This window comes from Prosthecobacter sp., from assembly GCF_034366625.1.
GTDB lineage: Bacteria > Verrucomicrobiota > Verrucomicrobiia > Verrucomicrobiales > Verrucomicrobiaceae > Prosthecobacter.
In genome coordinates, this window is record NZ_JAXMIH010000016.1 from 21,287 (window position 1) to 44,214 (window position 22,928).

At 60.0% G+C, this 22,928-nt stretch carries 17 protein-coding genes; 8 read left to right on the forward strand and 9 right to left on the reverse strand.

What is annotated here, in order from left to right:
- Positions 1 to 38: 38 nt before the first annotated feature.
- Positions 39 to 2,120 (forward strand): FAD-dependent oxidoreductase, encoded by a 2,082-nt coding sequence (locus tag U1A53_RS18350; protein ID WP_322283220.1) that lies wholly within the window; start codon positions 39 to 41, stop codon positions 2,118 to 2,120.
- Positions 2,121 to 2,238: 118 nt separating this feature from the next.
- Positions 2,239 to 3,636 carry a DNA recombination protein RmuC gene (locus tag U1A53_RS18355; RefSeq protein WP_322283221.1) on the forward strand — a complete coding sequence of 466 codons (1,398 nt, stop codon included), beginning with the start codon at positions 2,239 to 2,241 and terminating at the stop codon, positions 3,634 to 3,636.
- 102 nt (positions 3,637 to 3,738) lie between these two features.
- Here the strand turns inward: U1A53_RS18355 and U1A53_RS18360 are convergent, their stop codons facing one another.
- The 3 genes from U1A53_RS18360 to U1A53_RS18370 are packed head-to-tail and all read right to left on the reverse strand — an operon-like array spanning position 3,739 to position 7,104.
- A complete protein-coding gene (locus U1A53_RS18360) occupies positions 3,739 to 4,341 on the reverse strand; it encodes a flavin reductase family protein (RefSeq protein WP_322283222.1) in 603 nt (200 codons plus the stop codon).
- A 16-nt stretch (positions 4,342 to 4,357) separates the two neighbouring features.
- Positions 4,358 to 5,713: a (Fe-S)-binding protein gene (locus U1A53_RS18365; RefSeq protein ID WP_322283223.1), complete on the reverse strand. Its 1,356-nt coding sequence runs from the start codon at positions 5,711 to 5,713 to the stop codon at positions 4,358 to 4,360.
- Positions 5,714 to 5,715: 2 nt separating this feature from the next.
- Positions 5,716 to 7,104, reverse strand: coding sequence for an FAD-linked oxidase C-terminal domain-containing protein (locus U1A53_RS18370; RefSeq protein ID WP_322283224.1), 1,389 nt, complete (start codon positions 7,102 to 7,104; stop codon positions 5,716 to 5,718).
- Positions 7,105 to 7,172: 68 nt separating this feature from the next.
- Between U1A53_RS18370 and U1A53_RS18375 the strand changes: the two genes are divergently transcribed.
- Positions 7,173 to 8,117 carry a type I phosphomannose isomerase catalytic subunit gene (locus U1A53_RS18375; protein ID WP_322283225.1) on the forward strand — a complete coding sequence of 315 codons (945 nt, stop codon included), beginning with the start codon at positions 7,173 to 7,175 and terminating at the stop codon, positions 8,115 to 8,117.
- 27 nt (positions 8,118 to 8,144) lie between these two features.
- Here the strand turns inward: U1A53_RS18375 and U1A53_RS18380 are convergent, their stop codons facing one another.
- From U1A53_RS18380 to U1A53_RS18390, 3 genes are all read right to left on the reverse strand, one after another.
- Positions 8,145 to 8,387: a hypothetical protein gene (locus tag U1A53_RS18380; RefSeq protein ID WP_322283226.1), complete on the reverse strand. Its 243-nt coding sequence runs from the start codon at positions 8,385 to 8,387 to the stop codon at positions 8,145 to 8,147.
- Positions 8,384 to 9,670, reverse strand: coding sequence for a histidinol dehydrogenase (gene hisD, locus U1A53_RS18385; protein ID WP_322283227.1), 1,287 nt, complete (start codon positions 9,668 to 9,670; stop codon positions 8,384 to 8,386). The genes U1A53_RS18380 and hisD overlap by 4 nt, the downstream gene beginning before the upstream one ends.
- 133 nt (positions 9,671 to 9,803) lie before the next feature.
- The gene (locus U1A53_RS18390) at positions 9,804 to 10,766 is read right to left on the reverse strand and encodes a hypothetical protein (RefSeq protein WP_322283228.1); all 963 of its coding nucleotides are present in this window, start codon (positions 10,764 to 10,766) and stop codon (positions 9,804 to 9,806) included.
- Between the two features lie 47 nt (positions 10,767 to 10,813).
- On the opposite strand from U1A53_RS18390, the gene uvrA reads away from it, so the two are divergent.
- Together uvrA and U1A53_RS18400 are read left to right on the forward strand one after the other, a co-directional pair.
- Positions 10,814 to 13,795 carry an excinuclease ABC subunit UvrA gene (uvrA, locus tag U1A53_RS18395; protein WP_322283229.1) on the forward strand — a complete coding sequence of 994 codons (2,982 nt, stop codon included), beginning with the start codon at positions 10,814 to 10,816 and terminating at the stop codon, positions 13,793 to 13,795.
- Positions 13,792 to 14,544 (forward strand): ABC transporter ATP-binding protein, encoded by a 753-nt coding sequence (locus tag U1A53_RS18400; protein WP_322283230.1) that lies wholly within the window; start codon positions 13,792 to 13,794, stop codon positions 14,542 to 14,544. Before uvrA ends, U1A53_RS18400 begins: the two co-directional genes overlap by 4 nt.
- A 23-nt stretch (positions 14,545 to 14,567) precedes the next feature.
- Here the strand turns inward: U1A53_RS18400 and U1A53_RS18405 are convergent, their stop codons facing one another.
- Positions 14,568 to 14,825 carry a VF530 family protein gene (locus tag U1A53_RS18405; RefSeq protein ID WP_322283232.1) on the reverse strand — a complete coding sequence of 86 codons (258 nt, stop codon included), beginning with the start codon at positions 14,823 to 14,825 and terminating at the stop codon, positions 14,568 to 14,570.
- Positions 14,826 to 14,844: 19 nt separating this feature from the next.
- Positions 14,845 to 15,591 carry a lysozyme inhibitor LprI family protein gene (locus U1A53_RS18410; RefSeq protein ID WP_322283233.1) on the reverse strand — a complete coding sequence of 249 codons (747 nt, stop codon included), beginning with the start codon at positions 15,589 to 15,591 and terminating at the stop codon, positions 14,845 to 14,847.
- Positions 15,592 to 15,741: 150 nt separating this feature from the next.
- Here U1A53_RS18410 and U1A53_RS18415 point away from each other — a divergent pair, with 150 nt between their 5' ends.
- A complete protein-coding gene (locus U1A53_RS18415; protein WP_322283234.1) occupies positions 15,742 to 16,626 on the forward strand; it encodes a hypothetical protein in 885 nt (294 codons plus the stop codon).
- On the opposite strand, the gene U1A53_RS18420 is transcribed toward U1A53_RS18415, so the two are convergent.
- Positions 16,598 to 17,554 carry a hypothetical protein gene (locus U1A53_RS18420; RefSeq protein ID WP_322283235.1) on the reverse strand — a complete coding sequence of 319 codons (957 nt, stop codon included), beginning with the start codon at positions 17,552 to 17,554 and terminating at the stop codon, positions 16,598 to 16,600. The two genes, U1A53_RS18415 and U1A53_RS18420, sit on opposite strands and share 29 nt — an antisense overlap.
- A 63-nt stretch (positions 17,555 to 17,617) precedes the next feature.
- Between U1A53_RS18420 and U1A53_RS18425 the strand changes: the two genes are divergently transcribed.
- Together U1A53_RS18425 and U1A53_RS18430 are read left to right on the forward strand one after the other, a co-directional pair.
- Positions 17,618 to 21,598 (forward strand): PQQ-binding-like beta-propeller repeat protein, encoded by a 3,981-nt coding sequence (locus U1A53_RS18425; protein ID WP_322283236.1) that lies wholly within the window; start codon positions 17,618 to 17,620, stop codon positions 21,596 to 21,598.
- 19 nt (positions 21,599 to 21,617) lie between these two features.
- Positions 21,618 to 22,922: an amidohydrolase gene (locus U1A53_RS18430; protein ID WP_322283238.1), complete on the forward strand. Its 1,305-nt coding sequence runs from the start codon at positions 21,618 to 21,620 to the stop codon at positions 22,920 to 22,922.
- Positions 22,923 to 22,928 lie beyond the last annotated feature (6 nt).

Sequence of the window (22,928 nt, forward strand, 5' to 3'; positions counted from 1 at the left end):
GTTGCAAAACCTCCCCGTCTGCGCTGGGATGCACTACCATGAAGCTTCTCCCTGCCCTCCTGCTTTCCACGCTCGCAGCCGTCAGCCCGCTCGCTGCGGCCGATTCGTATGACATTGTCGTCTATGGAGGCAGTTCCGGTGGCATCACCGCCGCCATCCAAGCCGCGCGCATGGGCAAAACGGCCGTGCTCATCGAACCGACAAAATTCCTCGGCGGCCTGACCACCGGCGGTCTCGGCGCGACGGACATCGGCAACAAGAAGGCCATCGGCGGCATGTCGCGTGAGTTTTACGCCAACGTCTTCAAGTACTACAGCGATGCCGCGAAGTGGAAGCAGCAGACGCGCGAGGAATACTACGCCAAGAAGCCCCACGGCAACACTGGCAGCGAGGACACCATGTGGACCTTCGAACCACACGCCGCGACCGAGATCTACGACGCCATGCTCGCCACCGTGAAGGACAAGGTCACCGTCGTCTTCAGCGAGCGACTTGATTTGAAGAAGGGCGTTGTCAAGAAAGGGTCAAGAATTGTCAAGATTGTGATGGAGAGTGGACGTGAGTTTGAAGGCCCTATGTTCATCGACGCCACTTACGAGGGCGATTTGATGGCGAAGGCAGGTGTGAGCTACGCCGTTGGCCGTGAGGCGAACGCGATGTATGGCGAAACCATCAACGGCGTGCAGAAGGTGAAGACGGTGCATCACCAGTTCATCAAAAACGTCGATCCGTATGTGAAACCGGGCGATCCGAGCAGCGGCGTGCTTCCTGGCATTGATCCAGGCGACATTGGCGAGGACGAAACCGGCGACCGCAAGCTCCAAGCCTACAACTTTCGCATGTGTACCACGGATGTGCCGGAAAATCGCCGTGACTGGGAAAAGCCTGCCAACTACGACGAGAAGTGGTTTGAACTGGCCCTGCGCAATGTCGAGGCCGGTGACGCGCGCATCTCCTGGGCTCCAAGCTGGATGCCGAATCGCAAAACCGACACCAACAACAACTTCGCCGTCAGCACCGACTTCATCGGGCAGAATTTCGACTATCCCGACGCCGATTACGCCACACGCGCGAAGATTTGGCAGGCGCACGAAGACTGGCAGAAAGGCCTCATGTGGACCTACGCGTACCATCCGCGTGTGCCTGAGCAAATCCGCGCCGCCTTCCAGAAACTCGGCCTCGCCAAGGATGAGTTCGCCGACAACGGCCATTGGCCGCGCCAGATGTATGTGCGCGAGGCACGCCGCATGATCGGCGGTTACGTCATGAGCGAGAAGAACTGTAAACGCCGCGAGATCGTCGAGGACAGCGTCGGCATGGGCGCGTACAACATGGACAGCCACAACGTGCAGCGCTACATCACCAAGGAAGGCTTTGTGCGCAACGAGGGCGACATCCAGATCGGCACCCGCCCCTACCCCATCAGCTACCGCAGCATCACGCCGAAGGCTGGGGAATGCACCAACCTCCTCGTGCCCGTCTGCCTCAGCGCCAGCCACATCGCCTACGGCAGCATCCGCATGGAGCCCGTCTTCATGGTCATGGGCCAAAGCGCCGCCACCGCCGCCGTCATCGCCATTGATTCGGGCAAAGACCTCCAGCAGATCGACCTCGCCAAGCTCAAAGAAAAGCTCCTCGCCGACGGCCAGATGCTCGATTTCGAGTCCCCGCCCATGCCCGAGCATGTTTCCATCACCAAGGAAAAACTCGGCGGCATCGTCGTCGATGACATGGAAGCGGAACTCACCGGCTTCAGCTCCATCGGCCACACCACGCCCGGCTTCGTCGGCGAAGGTTACCGCCACGACAGCGACAGCCTCAAAGGCGAGCAAAAAGCCCGCTTCACACCCAATCTCCCTGCCGCAGGTCAATACCGCGTCGCCATCACCTACACCGCCCTCGCGAACCGCGCCGAATCCGTCCCTGTCATCATCCACCACGCCGATGGTGAGGAGAAGGTCATCGTGAACCAGAAGAAGAAAGCCCCCGAGAAGGATGTGCTCATTCCCCTCGGCACCTTCCGTTTCGAAAAAGGCAAAACCGGCTGGCTCGAAATCCGCAACGAAGCCACCACCGGCCACGTCATCATCGACGCCGCCCAGTGGCTCCCGGCGAAGTGAGTTCAAGGTTGTAGCAGAACGCGTGTGCGTTCCTCCGAATCCCGGAAGGGTTGGTGGGCACACCGTGTAAGATGCTTGAGCACATCCAGTCGGACTGCTAAGTATGGGAACCTGAATCATGGATAATCTCACGCCGGAACAATTGGAATGGCTTTATCGTGCGCTCGCACTCCTGCTAGGGTTCGCTCTCGCCGCACTGTATTTTCACCAAAGACAGCAAATCTCCACAGCCGTCTTTCAGGAGAAACTAACGAGTGCAAAACAAACTTTCGACGCCTTGCAGGTAACGATCACGAATCTTGAACTGAGCATCACTACCAGGGAAGCGCATGAGCGCGAACTGCTTGTAACGAATGCCTCGCTTGAGACGGCACTTGCAGATGAGCAGCGCACTGCTCAGGAAAAGCAAGAGCTGCTACAACAGGCGGAGGCGCGCCTTACCGATACCTTCAAAGCACTTTCTGCCGATACGCTGCGTCATAGCCAGCAATCTTTTCTCGAACTCGCGAAGGCCAATTTTGAAAAACATCAAGAGACGGCGAAGGGCGATCTCGAACTACGCCAACAGGCGATCAACCAGCTCGTGAAGCCGGTAGCAGAGTCATTGAAGAACGTGGACGAAAAAATCCATCAGCTCGAAAAAGCAAGAATGGTCGCCTACAGTGAACTTCTCGGCCAGGTCGCAAATCTCAAGGACACCCACATCGCGCTTAAAACAGAGACCGCCCACCTTGTCTCCGCACTGCGTCAGCCCAAGGCACGCGGGCAATGGGGAGAAATGCAGCTTCGCCGCGTAGCAGAGATCAGTGGCATGATAGAGCATTGCGATTTTAATCTCGAAGTCAGCACGACCACCGACGAAGGCCGTTTGCGTCCAGACATGGTCGTGCGACTTCCTGGTGGGAAAAATCTCGTCGTCGATGCGAAGACACCACTCCTGCACTATCTCGCCGCCGCAGAGGCACAAGACGATGGCGCACGCGAGGCTGCGCTGGCGGGGCATGCACGCGCTGTCCGTGAGCATATGAAGTTGCTCGGCCAGAAGTCTTACTGGGAACAGTTCGAACCCAGCCCGGAGTTTGTCGTGCTTTTTCTGCCCGGAGAAATGTTCTTTAGCGCCGCTCTGGAGAAGGATCCCTCACTCATTGAGGCGGGAGTTGAGAACAAAGTCATCCTCGCCACGCCGACAACGCTCATCGCTCTGCTTCGTGCTGTGGCCTACGGTTGGCGGACAGAGGCGTTGGCGAAGAATGCAAAAGAGATCAGCGCTCTAGGCCGTGAGCTTTACGAGCGCCTCTGCACCATGGGAGACCACTTCCAGCGCCTCGGCAAAGGCCTCGGTTCTGCGGTGGATTGCTACAACAAAGCACTCAACAGCCTCGAAACCCGCGTGTTGGTCACTGCGCGGAAATTCCGTGACCTTGAGGCAGCTCCAAGCGATCAGCAATTGGAGGAACCGACCCTCCTGGAAAACACGCCTCGTCAACCGCAGGCGCAGGAGCTTGCTTCACAGTAATCATCAATTGCTGATACAGACGCGAATTGTCGAAGTGTTGATTGAGTCCAGCCTCAATCATAGGCACTTTCTCTTTGCAGGTGTTTCAAGATAATGCCCGATTCACCTCGGCCTTCTCAGCTCAAACATGTCTCGCGTGTGGCAATACCAGTGTGGGCTCTGCATGCGGCCGATGGGATGGTAGTTCTCCGGCTTCACCAGCCAAGTTTCGGGATCGAAGATGTCGTCGCGCACATGGACGCGGAGGACTTCGCCGATGATGAGGCGGTTGTCGCCGATCTCGATGATGCTGTGGCTACGGCATTCGAGGCTGGCGGGGGATTCGGCGATGCGCGGCGGTTTGACCACGCTGCTGGCCACGGCGGTGAGTCCGGCGTGAAGCAGTTCGTCTTCACCGGGCGGCAACGAGGTGGCGCAGAGATTCATCTTCTCCGCAATCGCCTCATCGACGAGATTCACGACGAACTCATGCGTCAGGCGGATGTTTCGCGCCGTGTCCTTCGGCACGCCGGGCGAACGATCACCCGGACACAGGCCGACGATGGGCGGGGAATCTCCCAGCACATTGAAGAAGCTGAATGGTGCCGCATTCACGCGCCCTTCAAGATCGACGGTGGTCGTCAGCGCGATGGGACGCGGCGTGACGAGTCCGGCGAGGATCATGTAGGCGTCATCGCGAAGTGGGCCGGTGAGATCGAGTTCCATGAGAGGCGAGTGAGTTTCAAGGTGCCGGGGTCTCTGACCCCGGTTTATGGGGGCCAGAGGCCCCCACTCCTTGTTCAGCGCGATACGCACGCGCCAGCAGCGTGACCGGCTGCGTGACCTCCTGGCAGGGATGATCACCGCAGGAACGCAGGCCGTTGGCGAGCTGCAAATGGCAGCCGGGATTGCTGGTGGCGACGACGGGGGCTTTCGTGAGCTTCAAGTTGGCGACTTTGCGGTCCAGCAGCTTCTGACTCTGCTCGGGCTGGGTGATGTTGTAGATGCCCGCGCTGCCACAGCACCAGTTCGACTCCGGCAGTTCCTTGAACACGAGTCCGGGGATGCTGGCGAGCACCTGACGTGGCTGTGAGACGACTTTTTGACCGTGGCAGAGATGGCAGCTCTCGTGATAGGTGACCTCGCTCACACCTGCACCGGCAGTCGGCTTGCGGAAGCCAATCTGCACGAGCCATTCGTGAATGTCCTTCACCGTCGCGTCCCAAACTTTCGCCTTGGCGGCGTAGAACGGGTCATCGTGCAGCAGATGGCCGTAAGTCTTCAAATGCGAACCGCAACCACCGGCGTTGGTGATGATGGCATCGAGCGAGTCGAGATCGAAGCTGTCGATCTGCCTCCGCGCCAGTTCACGCGCCAGTTCGAGTTCGCCATTGTGCGCGTGCAAAGAACCGCAACAGCTCTGCGAACGCGGTGTGATCACCTCACATCCGTTCGCGAGCAGCACATCGGCTGTGTCGCGATTGATGTTCGAGAACGCAAGATCCTGAATGCAGCCGGTGAGCAGGCCCACACGGTATTCCTGCCGTCCTTTTGGTGATTCTTCCGGCCAGATCAGATCATCCGAGAAATGCTCCGAGATTTGCGGAGTCTGCGGCTCCAGCTTCGCCAACGAACGCGGCATGAGGCCGAAGAAGCGCAGCTTGCGCATCAGATTGTCGAGTCCGGCGCTTTGATACACGCGCAGCACACGACCGATCAACCGCAGCAGCCATGGGCGCATGAAGATGACATTCAGCGTGAGCCAGCGCCAGAAGCCGCGCTGCATGCCGTCGTTCACCTCCGCCTGCTCCACCTCGGCGCGTGCGGTTTCAAACAGCTCCGCGTAGTTCACACCGGCCGGGCAGGCCGTCTGGCACGCGAGACAGCCGAGGCAATAATACATTTCATCCGAGAGCGCCCGTGAGACTTCGAGATCGCCATCCGCCACCGCCCGCAGGAGCGCGATGCGCCCGCGCGGGCTGTTCTTCTCCATTTTTGTCTCCACGTACGTCGGACACGTCGGCAGGCACATGCCGCAGTGCATGCACTGCTGGAGCACGGAGTAATCGAGAGATTTGAGGAGATTTGCTTGTGGCATGATCAATTCCTCAAATCAAAAATCTTCCCTGGATTCAGCAATCCCTGCGGATCGAGGGCTTGTTTGATGCTGCGCATGAGCTCGTAGCTGCCTTCGCCAAGCTGGCGTTTGAGGAAGGCTTTTTTGGCAAGACCAACGCCGTGCTCGCCAGTGACAGTGCCGCCGAGGCGGATGGTTTCTTCGACGATCTCCGCCAGCGCGACTTCAACGCGGTGCATCTCCTCGTGATCGCGTTCGTTGGTGAGGAAGGTAGGGTGCAGGTTGCCATCGCCCAGATGCCCGAAGGTGCCGATTTGGAGACTATGCTTCTTCGCGACGCTGTCGATGAAAGCAACCATTGTGGCGAGTTCGCTGCGCGGCACGGTCACGTCTTCGAGGATCGTCGTGGGTCGCACTCGCGCGAGAGCGGAGAAGGCGTTGCGACGAGCGGCGGCGAGTTTCGCGCCTTCGGCTTCATCGGCGGCGGCACGGACATCGCGGGCACCATTTGCCCTGGCGAGCGCCATCATCTGCGCGGCTTCTTCTTCGACGACAACGGGATGGCCGTCGGTCTCCATGAGCACGAGGGCTTCAACATCAGTCGGCAAACCGATCTTGGCGTAATCTTCGACGCATTGCACCGTCACGCGGTCGAGAAACTCCAGCGTACAGGGAATGATCTTGGCGGCGATGATGGCGGAGATGGTCTTCGCGGCGGCATCCATCGAATCGTAGAGCGCCAGCATCGTTTTGCGTGCCTTCGGACGCGGCAGCACTTTCAAGATGACCTCGGTGATGATGCCGAGCGTGCCTTCGCTGCCGATGAACAGATCCTTCATCGAGTAACCGGCCACGTCTTTGACGCATTTGTTTCCAAGGAAGGTCAGCGTGCCGTCCGGCAGCACGACTTCGATGCCCATGACGTAATCCCGCGTCACGCCATACTTCAGGCCGCGCAAGCCGCCGGAGTTTTCGGCCACGTTGCCGCCGATGGTGGAGATTTTCATCGAACCTGGATCGGGCGGATAAAACAGGCCGACCTTGGCAGCCGCGTCATCGATCTCCTTGGTGATCACGCCGCTTTGCGCCCGCAGCGTGAGGTTTTTTTCATCGACCTCGATGAGCTTGTCCATCTTCACGAGACAGATCACGAGACAACCGTCCAGAGGCACACTGCCGCCGCTCAAGCCGGTGCCGGAACCGCGGGTGACGACTGGGATGCTGCACCTTCGTGCGAGTTTGACACAATCGGCAACTTCTTCAGCCGTGAGCGGAAACACGACAGCTCCAGGACGTTGTTTCAAGGCGGCGGTACCATCGAAGCTGTATGGAACGATGTCCTCCGCAGAGGTGAGCACGCGTTCAGGATCTAAGATTTCCTTCAGAGACTGGATAAAGCTGGCTTCAATCATGTTCACGCGGCGCATTCTGGCGAGATCGTGGTGGAGCGTCAACGAAGGCTGTGGTTCATTGTCAGGTTATGTTGCGAGACCAGCCGATCCTCTTCACACCCATCTATCAAAGCCGCGTGTGGGGTGGCCGTCGCATGGAAACGCTGCTGGGAGCCACCCTGCCGGATGAGACGACACCCTATGGCGAAGCCTGGACTGTTGCAGACCGCCCCGAGGCGCAAAGTGTGACGGCAGATGGCGTGTCGCTTCATGAACTGTGGACGAACCATCGCGAGGAGGTGTTTGGCAAGGCGTTGCTGGCTTCCACAAGCCCCACGTTTCCGCTGCTGATGAAAATTCTCGACGCGTGCGATGACCTGTCGATCCAAGTGCATCCACCGGCAAGCATGGCGGCGGCCTTGAAGGGGGAACCGAAGACGGAGATGTGGTTCATCGCGCATGCCGATCCAGGGGCGAAGATTTATGCGGGATTGAAGCCCGGCGTGACGCGGACGGCTTTCGAGAAGGCATTGCAAAACGGCACGGTGACCGAGGTGGTGCATGTGATCGAGGCACGCACGGGCGACTGTCTGTTCATTCCGAGCGGACGCGTGCATGCCATCGGCGCTGGATTGCTGATCTACGAGATCCAACAAAACAGCGATACCACCTACCGCGTCTTCGATTGGAACCGCGTCGGCCTGGATGGCAAACCCCGAGCGCTGCATGTGCAGGAGTCGCTGCAAAGCATCGACTTCGCGGACTTTGAGCCGCAGGTGCAGCAGATCGAGGCGGATGGCACGCTGGTGAAGTGTGATTACTTCGATGTGCGACTGCGTGACACAGCCGGAGCCGTGGGCGAGGCCGGTGAATGCGTGACGCTGGCCGTGGTGAGCGGCGAGATCAGCGTGGGCCGCGTGATTTTGAAAGCGGGCGACTTTGCGCTGTTGCCTGCGGGCATGACGTTACAATCACGCGAGGTGAAACCAGCGAATGCCACAAGTCAGTGGCTGGAAATTCGTGTGCCAGCGTGAGCAGCGAGACGGGCAAGAGTGCCCGTCTTACTTCTTGGCTTCTGGCGCAGGCTGCTCGTCTTTTTTTGGCTCGATATCCTTGGGCGTATTCGGCACGGCGATGAACTTGGCTTTCTCCGGGTCCATCACGGGCAATTTGCCTTGAGGGACCGGCGGCATTTTCTTTTCGGGTGCCGGTTTGGGTGCTACAGCGGCCTTTGGTTGCGGTTTTGTCTCCTCTTTGCCACAAGAGACGAGAAGCAGTCCGACGATAATGACGATGGATTTCATGAGCAGCGGATGGAAACGGAACGCCCATGCGCGTCGAGTCCTTCGACCTGACTGAAGGCGCGGACAATAGACTCGGATTTGACGCAGCTTTCACGATCCAGACGGATGATACTGGTGCGACGCTGGAACATGTCGGCAGTGATACCGGGGAAGGATTTGCCGGAACCGCCAGTGGGCAGCGTGTGACTGGGGCCAGCGAGGAAATCGCCGACAGCGACGGGTGAGTGATTGCCGAGGAAGATCGCTCCAGCGGTGCGGATGAGCGGCAGGATGGCATCTTCTCGCGTGGTGATGAGCGTGAGATGCTCCGGCGCAAAATCATTCACAAGACGTGCGCCTTCTTCCAAACTCGGCACGAGCATGCAAAACGCGCCTTTTTCGAGCACAGGGGCAAGCTGGACCTGCCGGCTGAGAGTTTTCGACTGCGAATCGACTTCAGCGACGACGGCATCGAGTAAGGTTGCGTCATCGGTGATGAATCCGGCCATGCTGTCCTTGCCGTGCTCGGCCTGGGCGAGGATGTCTGCGGCGATGAAGGCCGGATTGCCGGATTTATCGGCGAGAATGAGCACTTCGCTGGGTCCGGGGAGTAGGTCTATGGAAACGACGCCAAAGGCTTGGCGCTTGGCCTCGACGACATAGCTGTTGCCTGGGCCGAAGATTTTGGTGACAGGGCGAATCGTCTCCGTGCCGAAAGCCAGCGCAGCGATGGCCTGCGAACCGCCAACTTTATAGACCTCGGTGGCTCCAGCGAGTTTGAGCGCCGCGAGCAAACCGGGATTGACTGTGCCATCGCGACCGCAAGGCGTGCAGACGACGATCTCAGGCACACCGGCTGCTGCGGCGAAGGTGACCGTCATGATGGAGGTCGAAACCAGCGGTGCGGTGCCACCGGGCACATAGCAACCGACACGCTCGAAGGGATGGAAGACTTCGCCGACATCGGCTCCCTGCTCGTTCTTGTAGCTCCAGGCCTGGCGCATGCTGCGTTTGGCGAAGGCCATGACATTGCGATGCGAGGCTTCGAGCGCGGAGCGCAGCGTGGCATCGGCGGCGTTCCAGGCGGCATCGAGTTCGGACTGTGGGACACGCATCTGCGCGGCTGTGAGTTTGGCACCGTCGAATTTTTCGGTGAGTTCGAGCACGGCGGCATCGCCACGCTCACGCACGGCCTTGATGACGCCTGACACGACTTCACGCACGGCATCGCTGGCCTCGGCACGACGGTTGAGCGCGGCGGCGGCGCTGGCGTAGTCTGGATCTGTGGGGCGGATGACTTTCATTCGGAGGTTTTACGTGCCAAGCGCTGCAATGACGTCAAGGAAGGAAGATGCGTGCTGCTTCGACAAAAAATGCGGGCATCGCTGCCCGCATGGTTCTGAAGGGATCAGGATGATCCCTCTCCTGACACTGTGTTTACGGCACCACTTCACCAGAACCGGTGTACACCCACTTCTCGACCTTGCCGTTCTTGATGCGGGCCTGGGCCTCGGTCTCGAACTTGCCGAACATGGTCTGGGTCTCGTATTTGACGTTCACGGTCCAGTAGTCGTTGCCGTCGATTTTTTCCTGCGCTGGATCGCCCCAGGACTTGACGTTGTCAGGCTTCACCTCGGTGACTTCGCCGGCTTTCATGCTGGCGACGAGCAGCGGGTAGGTGCCGTCGGCGTCCTTGACTGGCTTGTCGTTGCTGCTGCCACCGCCACCGCCTTTGGTGGCGGCAACAGGCGCGTTCTTGGCACGTTCCGCTGCGGCGAGCTTGTACTCATGCGCCTTGCGGGCATTTTCGGTGCTGGTTATTTTCACCTGCTCATAGGCGGCGATGAAGACGTCTTTGAAATCGGTGTCTTCCATGGGCACCTGACCGCGCATGGGTGAGTTTTCGGAAGCGCCGACGATGAGATTCGGTCCTTCCTGGCCCATGACGAAGATTTTGGCCCCGGCCTTGAAGGTAGTTGCGGCGGTGGCCTTACCCATCTGCATCTTGAGCTCGAGGTCTTTCTTCATCGTGACCTGCTTGGGCTTGGCAAAGAAGCCTTTCGGCACGGCGGCCCAGTTCTGCGTGAGCTCATCCACTGGCGGGAAGACGGGGGCCACGAAGGCATTCGGGTCCACCGGCGGTGGCTCGGGGATCTTGGGCATTTCGGGCTTCGGCTCGGGTTTCATCTCCGGCTTCGGCTCGGGCTTGGGCGCTATCACGACCACTGGCTCTGGTTTGACGACCGGCTTCGGTGCCGGAACGACAGCGATTTCCTTCTTCGGCTCCACCTTGGGCACATGCTTCGTGAACTTCATGGCCTCGGAGAAGGGCGGATACACGTACTCGTAGGAGACGTAGCCGACGGCGATGGCGAGAATGATGACAATGAGAGGTTTCATGACGGTGGGGAGTCTAGGGGAGAGGCCGGGGATAATCAACCGCCCTCATGCACCATTCTGGAAACGGACGTGCCGGGGGATTTCTTGGGCTTGATCTCCCCTGCCCCACGCGGCTTGTGTGGCGCATGCCAGAAGACGTGATCCGCGTGCGTGGCGCACGGCAGCACAATCTCCAGAATATCGACGTGGACATCCCACGGCATAAGCTCGTGGTGCTCACGGGCGTGAGCGGCAGCGGGAAGTCATCCCTGGCCTTCGACACCCTGTTTGCGGAAGGCCAGCGGCGCTATGTGCAGAGCCTTTCCGCCTACGCGCGGCAGTTTCTCGACCAAATGCAGAAGCCGGACGTGGATTTCATCGAGGGGCTGTCCCCGGCGGTCGCCATCGAGCAGGTTCACTCGAATCCGAACCCGCGCAGCACCATCGCCACGGTGACGGAAATCTACGACTACCTCCGCGTGCTCTACGCCGTGGCCGGGCAGCCGCATGACCCGCAAACCGGCGAAAAACTCCTGCGCAGCACGCCGCCGGAGATCGCGGACAAGGTGTTAGCGCTTGGTGAAGGCACTCGCGTCATGGTACTCTCGCCGCAACCTCCGGCGAATGGCGAGGACACGCACACGCTGTTTGAAAAACTCAAACGCCAGGGCTTTGTACGCGTGCGCTTGAACGGCGAGATCGTGGAGCTGGAAGATTCGCTCAAACTGGCAGCCAACGAGCAACAACAGGTGCAGATCGTCATCGATCGCCTCGTCGTGCGTGCGGATTCACGCCAGCGGCTCATGGAGGCCATCGAAAGCTCGCTGCACTGGAACGAGCACGAGGTGCAGTTCCTCGTGAACCTCGACGGCAGCGACGAAATTCTCAGCTACACCACTGAGTTCGCGAATCCACGCACCGGCTACGTCATCGAGCGCCTCACGCCGCAGCATTTCTCCTTCAACACGCATCTCGGGGCCTGCCCCACCTGCGAAGGCACCGGCATGACGCCGACACCAGATGCGGCGCTGCTGGTGCCTGATGAATCCAAATCGCTCGCCGATGGCGCGATCAAGGCGTGGTGGGCACGGCATCCGAAAGTGCGCATCGTTTTCAATCAAAGCGTGGAAGCACTGGCGAAGCACTTCGGCGCTGCGATGGACGTTCCCTTCCAAACTCTGCCGCAGGCATTCAAAGATGCCCTGTTTCACGGCACCGGTGAAGTCGCCATCGCCACCGGTTGGAAGAAGTCTGACAACACCCGCAGTATGGCGAAGCCGTTTGAAGGCCTGCTGCCCGAAATCGCCCGTCTCTATCAAAGCGCCGAAAGCGACGCCCTCCGAGCCGCCCTCACGCGGCTCATGAATCCACATGCGTGTGCGACGTGCGAAGGCAAGCGGCTCAAACCGCAGTCGCTGGCGGTCAGATTGAGCTCCCAAACAAAGGAACTCAACATCCACGAGTTCACCTCGCTGCAAATCCGCGATGCACTCGGCTGGATGCGCGAATTAGAAGTCACCGAGCAGCAGAAAGCCTATGTGGGCGAGTTGCAGCGCGAAATCGTGAAGCGCATCGAGTTCCTGGAGCAGGTCGGATTGGGTTATCTCACGTTGAATCGCGAGAGCGGCACGCTTTCCGGCGGTGAAATGCAACGCATTCGGCTCGCATCACAGATCGGGGCCGGACTCGCCGGTGTGCTGTATGTGCTGGATGAACCGAGCATCGGCCTGCATCCCAGCGACAATGAACGCCTGATCCAAACGCTTCTGCGCCTGCGCGACCTCGGCAACACCGTGCTCGTCGTCGAGCACGACGAGGCCACGATGCGTGCCGCCGATCACATCATCGAACTCGGCCCCGCCGCCGGCCCGCACGGCGGCAAACTCGTGGCCCAAGGCACACCCGCTGAGATCGCGGCAAATCAGAATTCGATCACCGGCGCTTACTTGAGCGGCAAAACGCGCATTCAAGCCACCGCACTGCCGCAAACCCTCTTAACCGAGAACCAAGGACCAAGAACCAAGAACTCATTAACGATTCACGGCGCCACCGAGCACAACCTCCTCAACGTCACCGCCGCCTTCCCGCTCGGCAGCTTCACCTGCGTCACCGGGCCGTCCGGCAGCGGCAAATCGACCTTGGTGGACGACATCCTCATGCGGGCGCTGCGCCGCCATTTCTACGACGCCAAAGACATCCCCGGCAAACACGAGCGCATCACTGGCCTCGAATATCTCGACAAAGTCGTCGTCATCGACCAGTCGCCCATCGGCCGCAGTCCGCGCTCGAATCCCGCCACTTACACCGGCGCGTTCGGCCCCATCCGTGAACTCTTCGCACAACTCCCGCTCGCCCGCGTGCGTGGTTACGATGCCGGACGCTTCAGCTTCAACACACCTGGTGGCCGCTGTGAAAAATGTGAAGGCGACGGCGTCATCAAGATCGACATGCACTTCCTCGCCGACGTTTACGTCACCTGCGAGTCCTGCAAAGGCCGCCGTTACGGCGCGGAAACGCTGGAGGTCACCTTCAAAGGCAAAAACATCGCCGATGTGCTCGAAATGACCGTCAGCGAAGCCGCACGCTTCTTTGAGCGCAACAACGCCATCGCCCCGAAACTACGCACGCTTGAGGACACCGGCCTCGGTTACATCAAACTCGGTCAAAGCGGTGCCTCTCTCTCTGGCGGCGAGGCCCAGCGCATCAAGCTCAGCGCCGAACTCGCCAAACGCAGCACCGGTCGCACACTCTACGTCCTCGACGAACCCACCACCGGCCTGCACAGCGCCGACATCCAGACGCTGCTCGGCGTCCTGCTGCGCCTGCGCGATGCCGGCAACACCCTCATCGTTATCGAACACCACCTCGACGTCATCCGCTGCGCCGACTGGATCATCGACCTCGGCCCCGGCGGCGGCACCGAAGGCGGCCACATCCTCGCCACGGGCACTCCGAAGGAGATTGCAGCGAACGAAAGCAGCGTGACTGGCAGGTTTCTCCAAACTCATGCAGAGACGTATGTCCCAACGCCTGGCGGCAACAATTCATGAACAACGGCGAAAATCACCAACTCGCGGCCCATGTGAAGGGCATCTCCAAAAGCTTTGGGGACGGCGGTTCACGGTTGCAGGTCTTGAAGGAGATCGATCTGGAGGTGCGACGCGGCGACATCACCATGCTGGTGGGGCCGTCGGGATGTGGCAAGACGACGCTCATCAGCATCATCGCAGGCACCTTGGTGGCGGATGAAGGCGAATTGACGGTCTTTGGCCACGATTTGCGGCGCATGAGCACGGCGGCGATCACGCGCTTCCGGGCAAAGCACATCGGCTTCATCTTCCAGTCCTTCAATCTGATCCCGACGCTGACCTGCGCGGAGAATGTGAGCGTGCCGCTGCTCATTCAGGGCATGGCGTCTGCGAAAGCGGAAAAACGGGCCAAGGAGGTGCTGGAGCAGGTTGGTTTGGCGGACCGCTTCAAGCACCGGCCCTCACAGCTCTCCGGCGGGCAGCAGCAGCGGGTGGCGATCGCACGCGCTCTGGTACATGAGCCGCAGCTCATCATCTGCGATGAACCGACGGCGGCGCTGGATGCCAAGAACGGCCATGTGGTGATGGAGATCTTCGAGAACGTGGCGCGTGGCAAGGAGCGCGCTGTTTTGATCGTGACGCATGACAACCGCATCTTCCATCACGCCAACCGCATCGCGAGCATGGATGACGGACGAATCGTGGAAGTCCACGATGTGGACGAGGCGCATCCGCCCCCGGAGCATTTGAAGCAAGTGGAACGGCTGTGAAAAGCGGACGGTGCTCGCCCGGCTTACGCCGCCGGTGCCTCGCCTTCCGTATTCGGCTGCATGTCCGGCAACGAATCGAGATACAGCGCCTCCACCTTCTCACGTGCCCAGGGCGTGCGGCGTAGAAAGATGAGGCTGGACTTGATGCTGGGGTTCCAGTTGAAGCAGTTGATCGGAATCATGCGCCCGAGCATCTCCCAGCCGTAGTGCTCAACGAGCTGCGTGACCATCGTCTGTAACGTGATGCCATGAAGGGGGTTTTTGGGGCCGGCGGCGTGCATGATGAGTCGTGGGTTGGGATCATTCTTCCGGCACTTCGCCCGCTTTCGCCGCTTTGACGACTTTCGCCTGCGCCTTGGCATTCAGCGGCTGCACGCGGACGTATTCACCGTCGAAATAAGCACGCGCACCGTGGTAGTAGCCAGTGTTGGCCCCGATAACCTCGAGTTTTCGATCTCGCAGGATGAAGCTGAGATTCGTTTCAGGCTCACCGCTTTTGTCCTCACGGCCTTTGTCGCTGAACCAGCCGATGCTGGTATTCCAAACCGCGATGCCGGCAAGACCACCGACATGCGAGGTAGGCCCACGCACGCACTCGATGACAAAATGCAGGTGTCCTTCACGCTCCACGATCTCAATGCGCCCACCATAACTGTCCGTCCACACACCGGTGAGCGTGTCATCATTCCATTCGCGCACGAGTCCCTTGAGCCATGTGGTCCGGTCCTCCGCCAGACCGGCGGCGGCTTCGAGATACTCGAGGGCATCGAGTGCCAGTTCGCCCTGCGCGTCCGCGCCGGTGTACATCGGTGATCGGGCCAGGTAATCGCGATGCTCCACCCAGGCGCGCTGCGATTCCTTGAGTGCATTGAACTCGGACTCCGGCAGCGCCTTCTTCGCAGCAGCCCATGCCTCGTTCAAAGCACGGTCCGCCTTGTCATAGAGCGCCTTCGCCTCCTTGGCACTCAGTGCTTTCTCCTGGGCCATAGCCGTGCCGGCAAACGGCATTGCCAGCACTAGCATCAAAAATAAAATCGTGTTTCGCATGCGCTGGCAGGATAGCTGCGCCCGTCACCGCGTCCATGCTTTTGCCTGCGGTTGTTTCGATTTCCTGACCTTCAGCACGCGGCTGATTTTCGAGCACGACTCACGCCTTGCCATCCCAACTTTTGCCTCTAGCCTCGGTCCTTCCACGCCATGAGTCTCTACGATCAATTCATTCAATGGGCAGGCAGTTTGAACGCGCAGCAGGTGGCGGACTGGCTCAAAAATCTCGAATGGAATCGCGTGGTGCCGGAGATCACCGGCAAGTTCATCGGCTTTTTGCTCGGCTTCTTCGCGAGCTGGCTGCTGCTCTTTCGCAGGCAACTGAAGGCGCTGGACCGCCTGAAGCGCGGAGACTCGGACGACGTGCTCTTCCAGGCGCATTTCCTCGCCCCCGTGCCCGGCTCGGACAAATGCGCACTCATCTTCCGCAACCTGATGCCCAGCACGACAGTGAACGAACTCTACGACAACCCAGCCGCGCGCAAAATCGTGCGCGAGATGGCGGACTACACGAGCTTGAAAAGCCCGGTGTTACGCACCGAAGGGCTGCTTGGATTTGAAGTGCTCAACGACGCCTTCAACCACATCGCCGGTCATCTCGCCACCACGCCTTTCCCTCGCGAGACCTGGCTCTTCGCCATGACCTGCGAGGACCGCAAAGTCGTGCGCCGCAAGTGTGTGCGCTGCTTCCTCATCCGTCCCGCCGAACTGGAACGCTTCGCGAACTGGCGCTGGTGCCGTGAGAACGTCATGTGCGAGCAGCCCTGGCACTGGTATCGCATCGTAGCCCTGCATCAGTTCGCCACTCAGTGGAAGCAAGAGGAGGCTGAAGCCCAGAATCCTTCGCCCAAGGCTCAAGGCATGCCGCTTGTGGACAAACACGCCACTCACCGCCGCATCCGCCCGCTCTCAGCCGGCATCTTCGTCAACGAAAAGCCCGTCGGCGAACCGGTGTCAATTCAGTGGACCGCTCAAGAGTGGGAACTCAAAAAAATGGGGCTCGATCTCAGCGCTTCAGCTTCATCAGCGTCCTGATCACGACAAGCAGCAGGATCACCCCCAGACCGATGCGCCAGTCGAACTTCGTCGTTGTGTCAGCGGGTTTTGCCTCCACCTGACCATCAATTTTCACCGTCTGCGGCAGCAAATCCGCGATCTGGCTCAGTTCAGGCAATTGTTGGCCTGGCATCGCCTGATCCTTGACCATCTGTTTCCAATCCACCGCCATAACCAGATCCACGCCTGGATTCTGCTCCTTCACCTGGCATGAGCATGAGCCGATCAAGAACTGCGCGGCACGATCGATGGTCTCCACTTTGATGCCACGCCCCACCAGCGCATAAAGCACTCGCCCCTGGCCAAAAATCGGGAACGCGATGGGTTCTTCGATCTCCCGCAAATCCGGCTCGCTCGCCAACAGCATCGCGATGAAGGCGCGCTCTGCTGCATCGTCCCGTTTCACCCTCAACGTCGAAAAAGCGAGCTGCAACCCATCGCCAGGCACCGAAACGAGGCCGTTCTTGATGTCCTGTTGGTCGAGCTTTGGCAATTCCATGACGCCTGTGAGATATTCCAGCCGCTCATCAAGGAATTTGGCCGCTTCATCATCCTTCGCCTTGTCACCGGATTCCAGCAGCACCCAGACCGCGCTTTCGCCCGCGCCGAGACGTTCGGCGATCTGCTGGCGCGCTGGTGAATCCACCAACGCCTTCACATTCGCCTCATTGAACTCGGCAGACCAGATGACCTCCTCGTTCCGCATCGAAGCCGGCTGCCGCAACTCGATTTTCGGCGCGTCTGTCGTCGTTACTTTGAAGTTGCCGTCCAGCTTTGTGCCATGCGGCACGGTCACGCGATACGGATCGGCCGCCCAATGCTCCAAGGCATACCGAAACACCGGCACCGAGCACGCAAAGGCGGCCGTGGCGGCGAACAAGAATAGAATGGCGGAGCGCGGCAGCATGGGAGCAGACAATACGCGGCTCTTTCGATGAATTCACCGCCATGTGTGCGTTTTAGTTCGACCATGCGCCCGCTCCTGTTCCTTCTCGCCCTTTCCACCGCCAGTGCCGACTGGCCCACCTATCTGCACGATGCCTCACGCGTTGGTGCCACCAAGGAGGACGTGAAACTGCCGCTGCAACCCGCGTGGACGTTTGAATCACCCACGGCTCCGAAGATGGCCTGGGCGGGCGAAGACGGACGCGTGATCGAGGGCCATGAGCTCTTCAATCGCATCCGCTTCGATGATGTGTTCCACGTCGCCATCAGCGGCGGGCGTGTCTTCTTCGGCTCGTCGGTCGATGGACGCGTGATCTGCCGTGATCTGGCCACGGGCGCGGATAAATGGTCGTTCTTCACCAATGCGCCGGTGCGTTTGGCACCAACGGTGGCGAATGGAAAGGTCTTCGTCGGTTCGGATGACGGCTATGCTTACTGTCTCGACGCCAAGACAGGCAAACTCGTGTGGAAGCTGCGCGCCGGGCCACACGATGAGCGCATCCTCGCCCGCGGACGCATGATCTCGCGCTGGCCGGTGCGCACGAGTTTGCTGGTCGACGGCGGCATCGCGTATTTCGGCGCGGGCGTGTTTCCGCATGAGAAGGTCTTTATCTACGCGGTCGAAGCGGCCACGGGGAAGATCATCTGGAAGAATGACGCCATCAGCGAGAAGGACGCAGGCCGCAACGACCTCTCGCCGCAAGGCTATCTGCTCGCGACGAAAGACATCTTGTTTGTGCCGTCAGGCCGTTCCCTCGCTGCATCGTTTGATCGCAAAACAGGCGAGTTCATCGCCAAACCCGAACCCGGCTGGCGTGGCGATGCGGGCGGGCAGATCGGTGGCTCGCAGGCATTCCTCGCGGATGATCAGATCTACGCCGTGGGCGAGCATCACATCCTCGCGCTCGATCAGGAGAAGCAGAAATCCGGCTTCGGCTGGTTCGCAGGCACGCAGATGACCCTGGCAGGTGACATGGGCTACATGGCGAACGGCACGAAAATCATCGCCGTGGACCGCATCAAGCACGCGGAAGGCACGCGCATCCGACACGGACACGAAATGGCCATCGCGAAGATCACCGGAGAATTGAGGAAACATCCCGCCGTCGCCGAGGCGAAGAAGCTGCAGGCCGCCGAGTCCGCCGCACGCAAGGTGAAGGACGATCCGGCGGCGTTTGCGACGGCGCAGGCCGATCTGGCGACCATCGCGGCCAAATACGAGCCGCTGCGTGTCGCCTACAAGGCAAAGCAGGACGAGATCGCGAAGCACAAAGCCGATCTGGCCACCACCGCCGATGTCGGCGTGAAGTGGACGCTCGAATCGCCGCATCAGTCGGCGCTGATCGTTGCGGGCAAGACTTTGATCGCGGGCGGCAAAGGCGAGGTCATCGCGATTGAGACTGAAACAGGCAAACTGGCCTGGAAAACGGCCGTGGATGGCGAGGCGCGTGGTCTGGCCGTCTCCGGCGGCCATCTCGTCGTCAGCACGACCACGGGACGTGTTTATGTCTTCGGTGAAAAGGCAGGAAGTCCGCTCGCAGCTAAACGCAGCACGTTTGAATCCGATGACGCCCACGCGAAGGCCGCGGAAGAAATCTTGAAGCAATCGGGTGTGAAAAAGGGCTTCTGCATCGTCCTCGGCAATGACAAAGGCCAACTCGCCTACGAACTCGCGAAGCGCAGCGACTTGATCATCTTCGGCGTCGATGCGGATGCGAAAAAGGTAGCTGCATCGCGTGCGGCCTTGCTCACGACCGGCCTCTACGGCCCACGCATCACGGTGGACCATCTCGATCTCGCGGTGATGCCGTATTCAAGTTACTGCGCCAATTTGATCGTGAGCGACAGCCTGGAGCCTGTCGGCGTGCCAGCGGATGTGGCGCGGCATTTGAAGCCGATTGGCGGCAAGTTCTGCTTCAAAGCGACGCCGAAGACCGACGCATGGCTGGCAGAAACGAAGTTGAGCGAAGAGAAGGCGAAGATCGCGAGTGTGGATGGCTGGAGCGTGCTCACGCGTGCCACATTGCCCGGCGCGAGTTCGTGGTCGCATCAGTATGGCAACGCGGCGAACACCTCGAGCACCGACGACCGCCGCATCAAAGGCGGCCTCAGCGTGCTGTGGTATGGCGATCCCGGTCCGGGTCAAGGGGTGAATCGTCACGATGGTGCCGTGGGGCCGCTGTCAGTGAATGGCCGTCTCTTTGTGCAGGGAGAGGACAGCGTGCTGGCCTACGACGCCTACAACGGTCAGTTCCTGTGGGAGACGAAGAACCCCGGCGCGATGCGCACCGGCGTCTATAACGCCCGCGAGCCCGGCAACATGGCCGCGAGCGATGACTTCCTGTTCATGCTCATGGAAGACGAGTGCATTCAATTCGACGCCGAGACGGGCAAGATCGTTCGCACCCTCAAAATCCCCGGCGCAGGCACGAAAAAGGATCTGCAATGGGGCTACATCGCCTATCACGACGGTTTGCTCTACGGCACCGAAACCGAGCGTGTCGAGAAGGCCGCCGAAGTCGCCCGCCGCGGCAAAAGCGGCTCGATCTCGACGGACAAGATCTTCGCCTTCGATGTGAAGACCGGTGCGTTGAAATGGACGCATCAGGGCAAGCACATCTCGCACGTCAGCATCGCCATCGGCGATGGTCGGCTGTTTTTCATCGACGCCTCGCTCACGCCAGAGCAACGCGCCCTCATGCTGGCGCAGGACAAGACGGACCTCGCCAAACTCACCGGCAAAGAGCGCGAACTGGCCGAAGATCGCATCAAAAACAACGATTTGCGCATGGCCGTGGCACTGGATGCCGTCACCGGCCAGCAGCAGTGGGCGAAACCGGTCGATGTGACCGATTGCAGCGAGATCGGCATCGGCGGCGGCGCGTTGACGCTCATGTATCACAACGGCCACCTTGTTCTTGGCGGTGCAAACGCGAATGGACACTACTGGGAGCAGTTCTTGAGCGGTGAATTCAAACGCCGCCGCCTCGTCGTGCTCGACGCGAACAAAGGCGAGAAACTGTGGGCCAAGGACGCCAACTACCGCCACCGCCCCGTCGTCATCGATAACGAAATCATCGCCGAGCCGTGGAGCTACGACCTCTACACCGGTGCGCAGAAGACCCGCAAGCATCCGATCACCGGGGAGGACACGGCATGGATGTTCGCACGCCCGGGCCACCACTGCGGCGCGATCTCCGCGACACCGAACATGATGTTCTTCCGCTCCAAATTCACCGCGTTCTATGATCGCGACAGCGACAGCGGCACCGAGCACTTCGCCGGGCATCGCCTCGGCTGCTGGATCAACACGATTCCCGCCAACGGCCTCGTCATGATTCCCGAAGCCAGCGCGGGCTGCGTCTGCCTGTTCTCCATCGCCAGCACCGTCGTCTTCGAGCCGCGTGAGGACCGCATGAACTGGGGCGTTTACAGCGCGGACGGCGCATCCTTGCCCGTGCAGCACATGGCGCTGAATCTCGGTGCTCCTGGCGACCGCCGCGATGCACACGGCAAGCTCTGGCTCGGCTATCCACGCCCCAGCAGCCGTGCGGGCATCGACCTGCCGCTGGATTTCAAACCGCAGTATGCCAAAGGCGGCGGCGCTTACAGTTTCAACGAAGACAGCCATGTCGTGAAAGGACACGACACGCCGTGGATCTTCACCAGCGGCCTCCGTGGCCTCACCAAGCTCGATATTCCCGTTCTGGCCAAAGGCCAGCCTCCCGCGACCTATACCGTGAAACTCATGTTCGCCGCTCTCGAAGGTGACAAACCCGGCCAGCGCGTCTTCGACGTGAAACTCGGCGACAAGGTCGTCTTGAAAGCCTTTGATCCCGCCACGCGCAAAGGAGCTGTCGTCGAAGAGTTCCCAAACATCCCCGCGACAGAGAATCTCGTCGTGGAGTTAATCCCCGCGAAACCCGGCGTGGAACCGATCCTCAGCGGTATTGAAATCCTGCGCACGAACGCAAAGGAGATCACCGGTGGCATCGCAGAAAGATAAATCACCCCATCACTGGTCCATGAAGAAGCTGACGCTGTTATTCCTTTTCGCCTGGCCTGCTTTCGCCGCTGAAAACCGTGATACTGTTTTCCAAAAGAGCATCGAGGCAATGTTCCCGAAGCTGGTGGAGATCCGGCGGGACATTCACATGCACCCGGAATTGCCAAACGAGGAGGTGCGCACGGCGAAGCTGGTGGCGGATCGTTTGAAGGAACTCGGTTTCACCGACATCAAGACTGGCGTGGCGAAGCATGGCGTGGTGGCGCTGCTCAAAGGCGAGCAGGACGGGGCGTGCGTGGCGGTGCGAGCGGACATGGATGCGCTGCCGATCAAAGAATTGCGCAGTGTGCCGTATCGCTCAAAGAATCCGGGGGTGATGCATGCGTGTGGACATGATGTGCATGTGACGTGCGCGTTGGGCGTCGCAGAGTTGCTTTCGAAGCACAAGGATCAGGTGAAGGGCAGCGTGAAGTTTCTGTTTCAACCTGCCGAAGAGGCCATGCCAGCGACATTCAAGGGCGACTGGGGCGCCAAGCTCATGGTGGCGGAAGGTGTGATGGAAAAACCCAAGCCTGCGGCGGTTTTTGGCCTGCACACCACGGCGCAGGTGATGCCAGCGGGCACCACGGATGACGGCGTGCATTATTTGAAGGCCGGGCAGATCGGCTACACGCCGGGCATCGACAACGCGAACAGCGATCGCTTCCACATCGTGATCAACGGCAAGATGGCGCACGGTTCCGCGCCGCACAAAGGCGTGGATGCCATCACCGTCGCCGCCGAGGCCATCATGGCGCTGCAAATGATCAAAAGCCGCCAGACGAACACACGGCAGCCCTTGGTGATCAGCATTGGTACGATCAAAGGCGGTGACCGCGAGAACATCATCGCTGAAAAGGTCGAGCTGGGCGGCACAGTGCGAACTTACGACGCGAAATTCCGCGATGGCATCATCGAGCAAATGCACCGCATCCTCAAAGGCATCACCGAGGCACACGGGGCCACTTACGAGATGGAGTATCGCAAAACGTATCCAAGCATTCAAAACGACCTGAAGCTCATCGCGGCCACACTGCCCGTCCTCAAACGCATCGTCGGCGAAAAGAACGTGGTCGAACTGATTCCCGGCATGGGCGGCGAGGATTTCAGTTACTTCGCGCAGGTCGTCCCCGGCTTCTACTTCCGCCTCGGCGTCGCCAACGAAGCCAAAGGTTTCACCTACGGCGGTCACACACCGATGTATGACTGCGACGAGGAGGCGATCAAAACTGGCGTGGCCGTGATGGCGGCGGCGGTGTGTGATTTCTTGGATGCAAAGAAGTGAGCAACA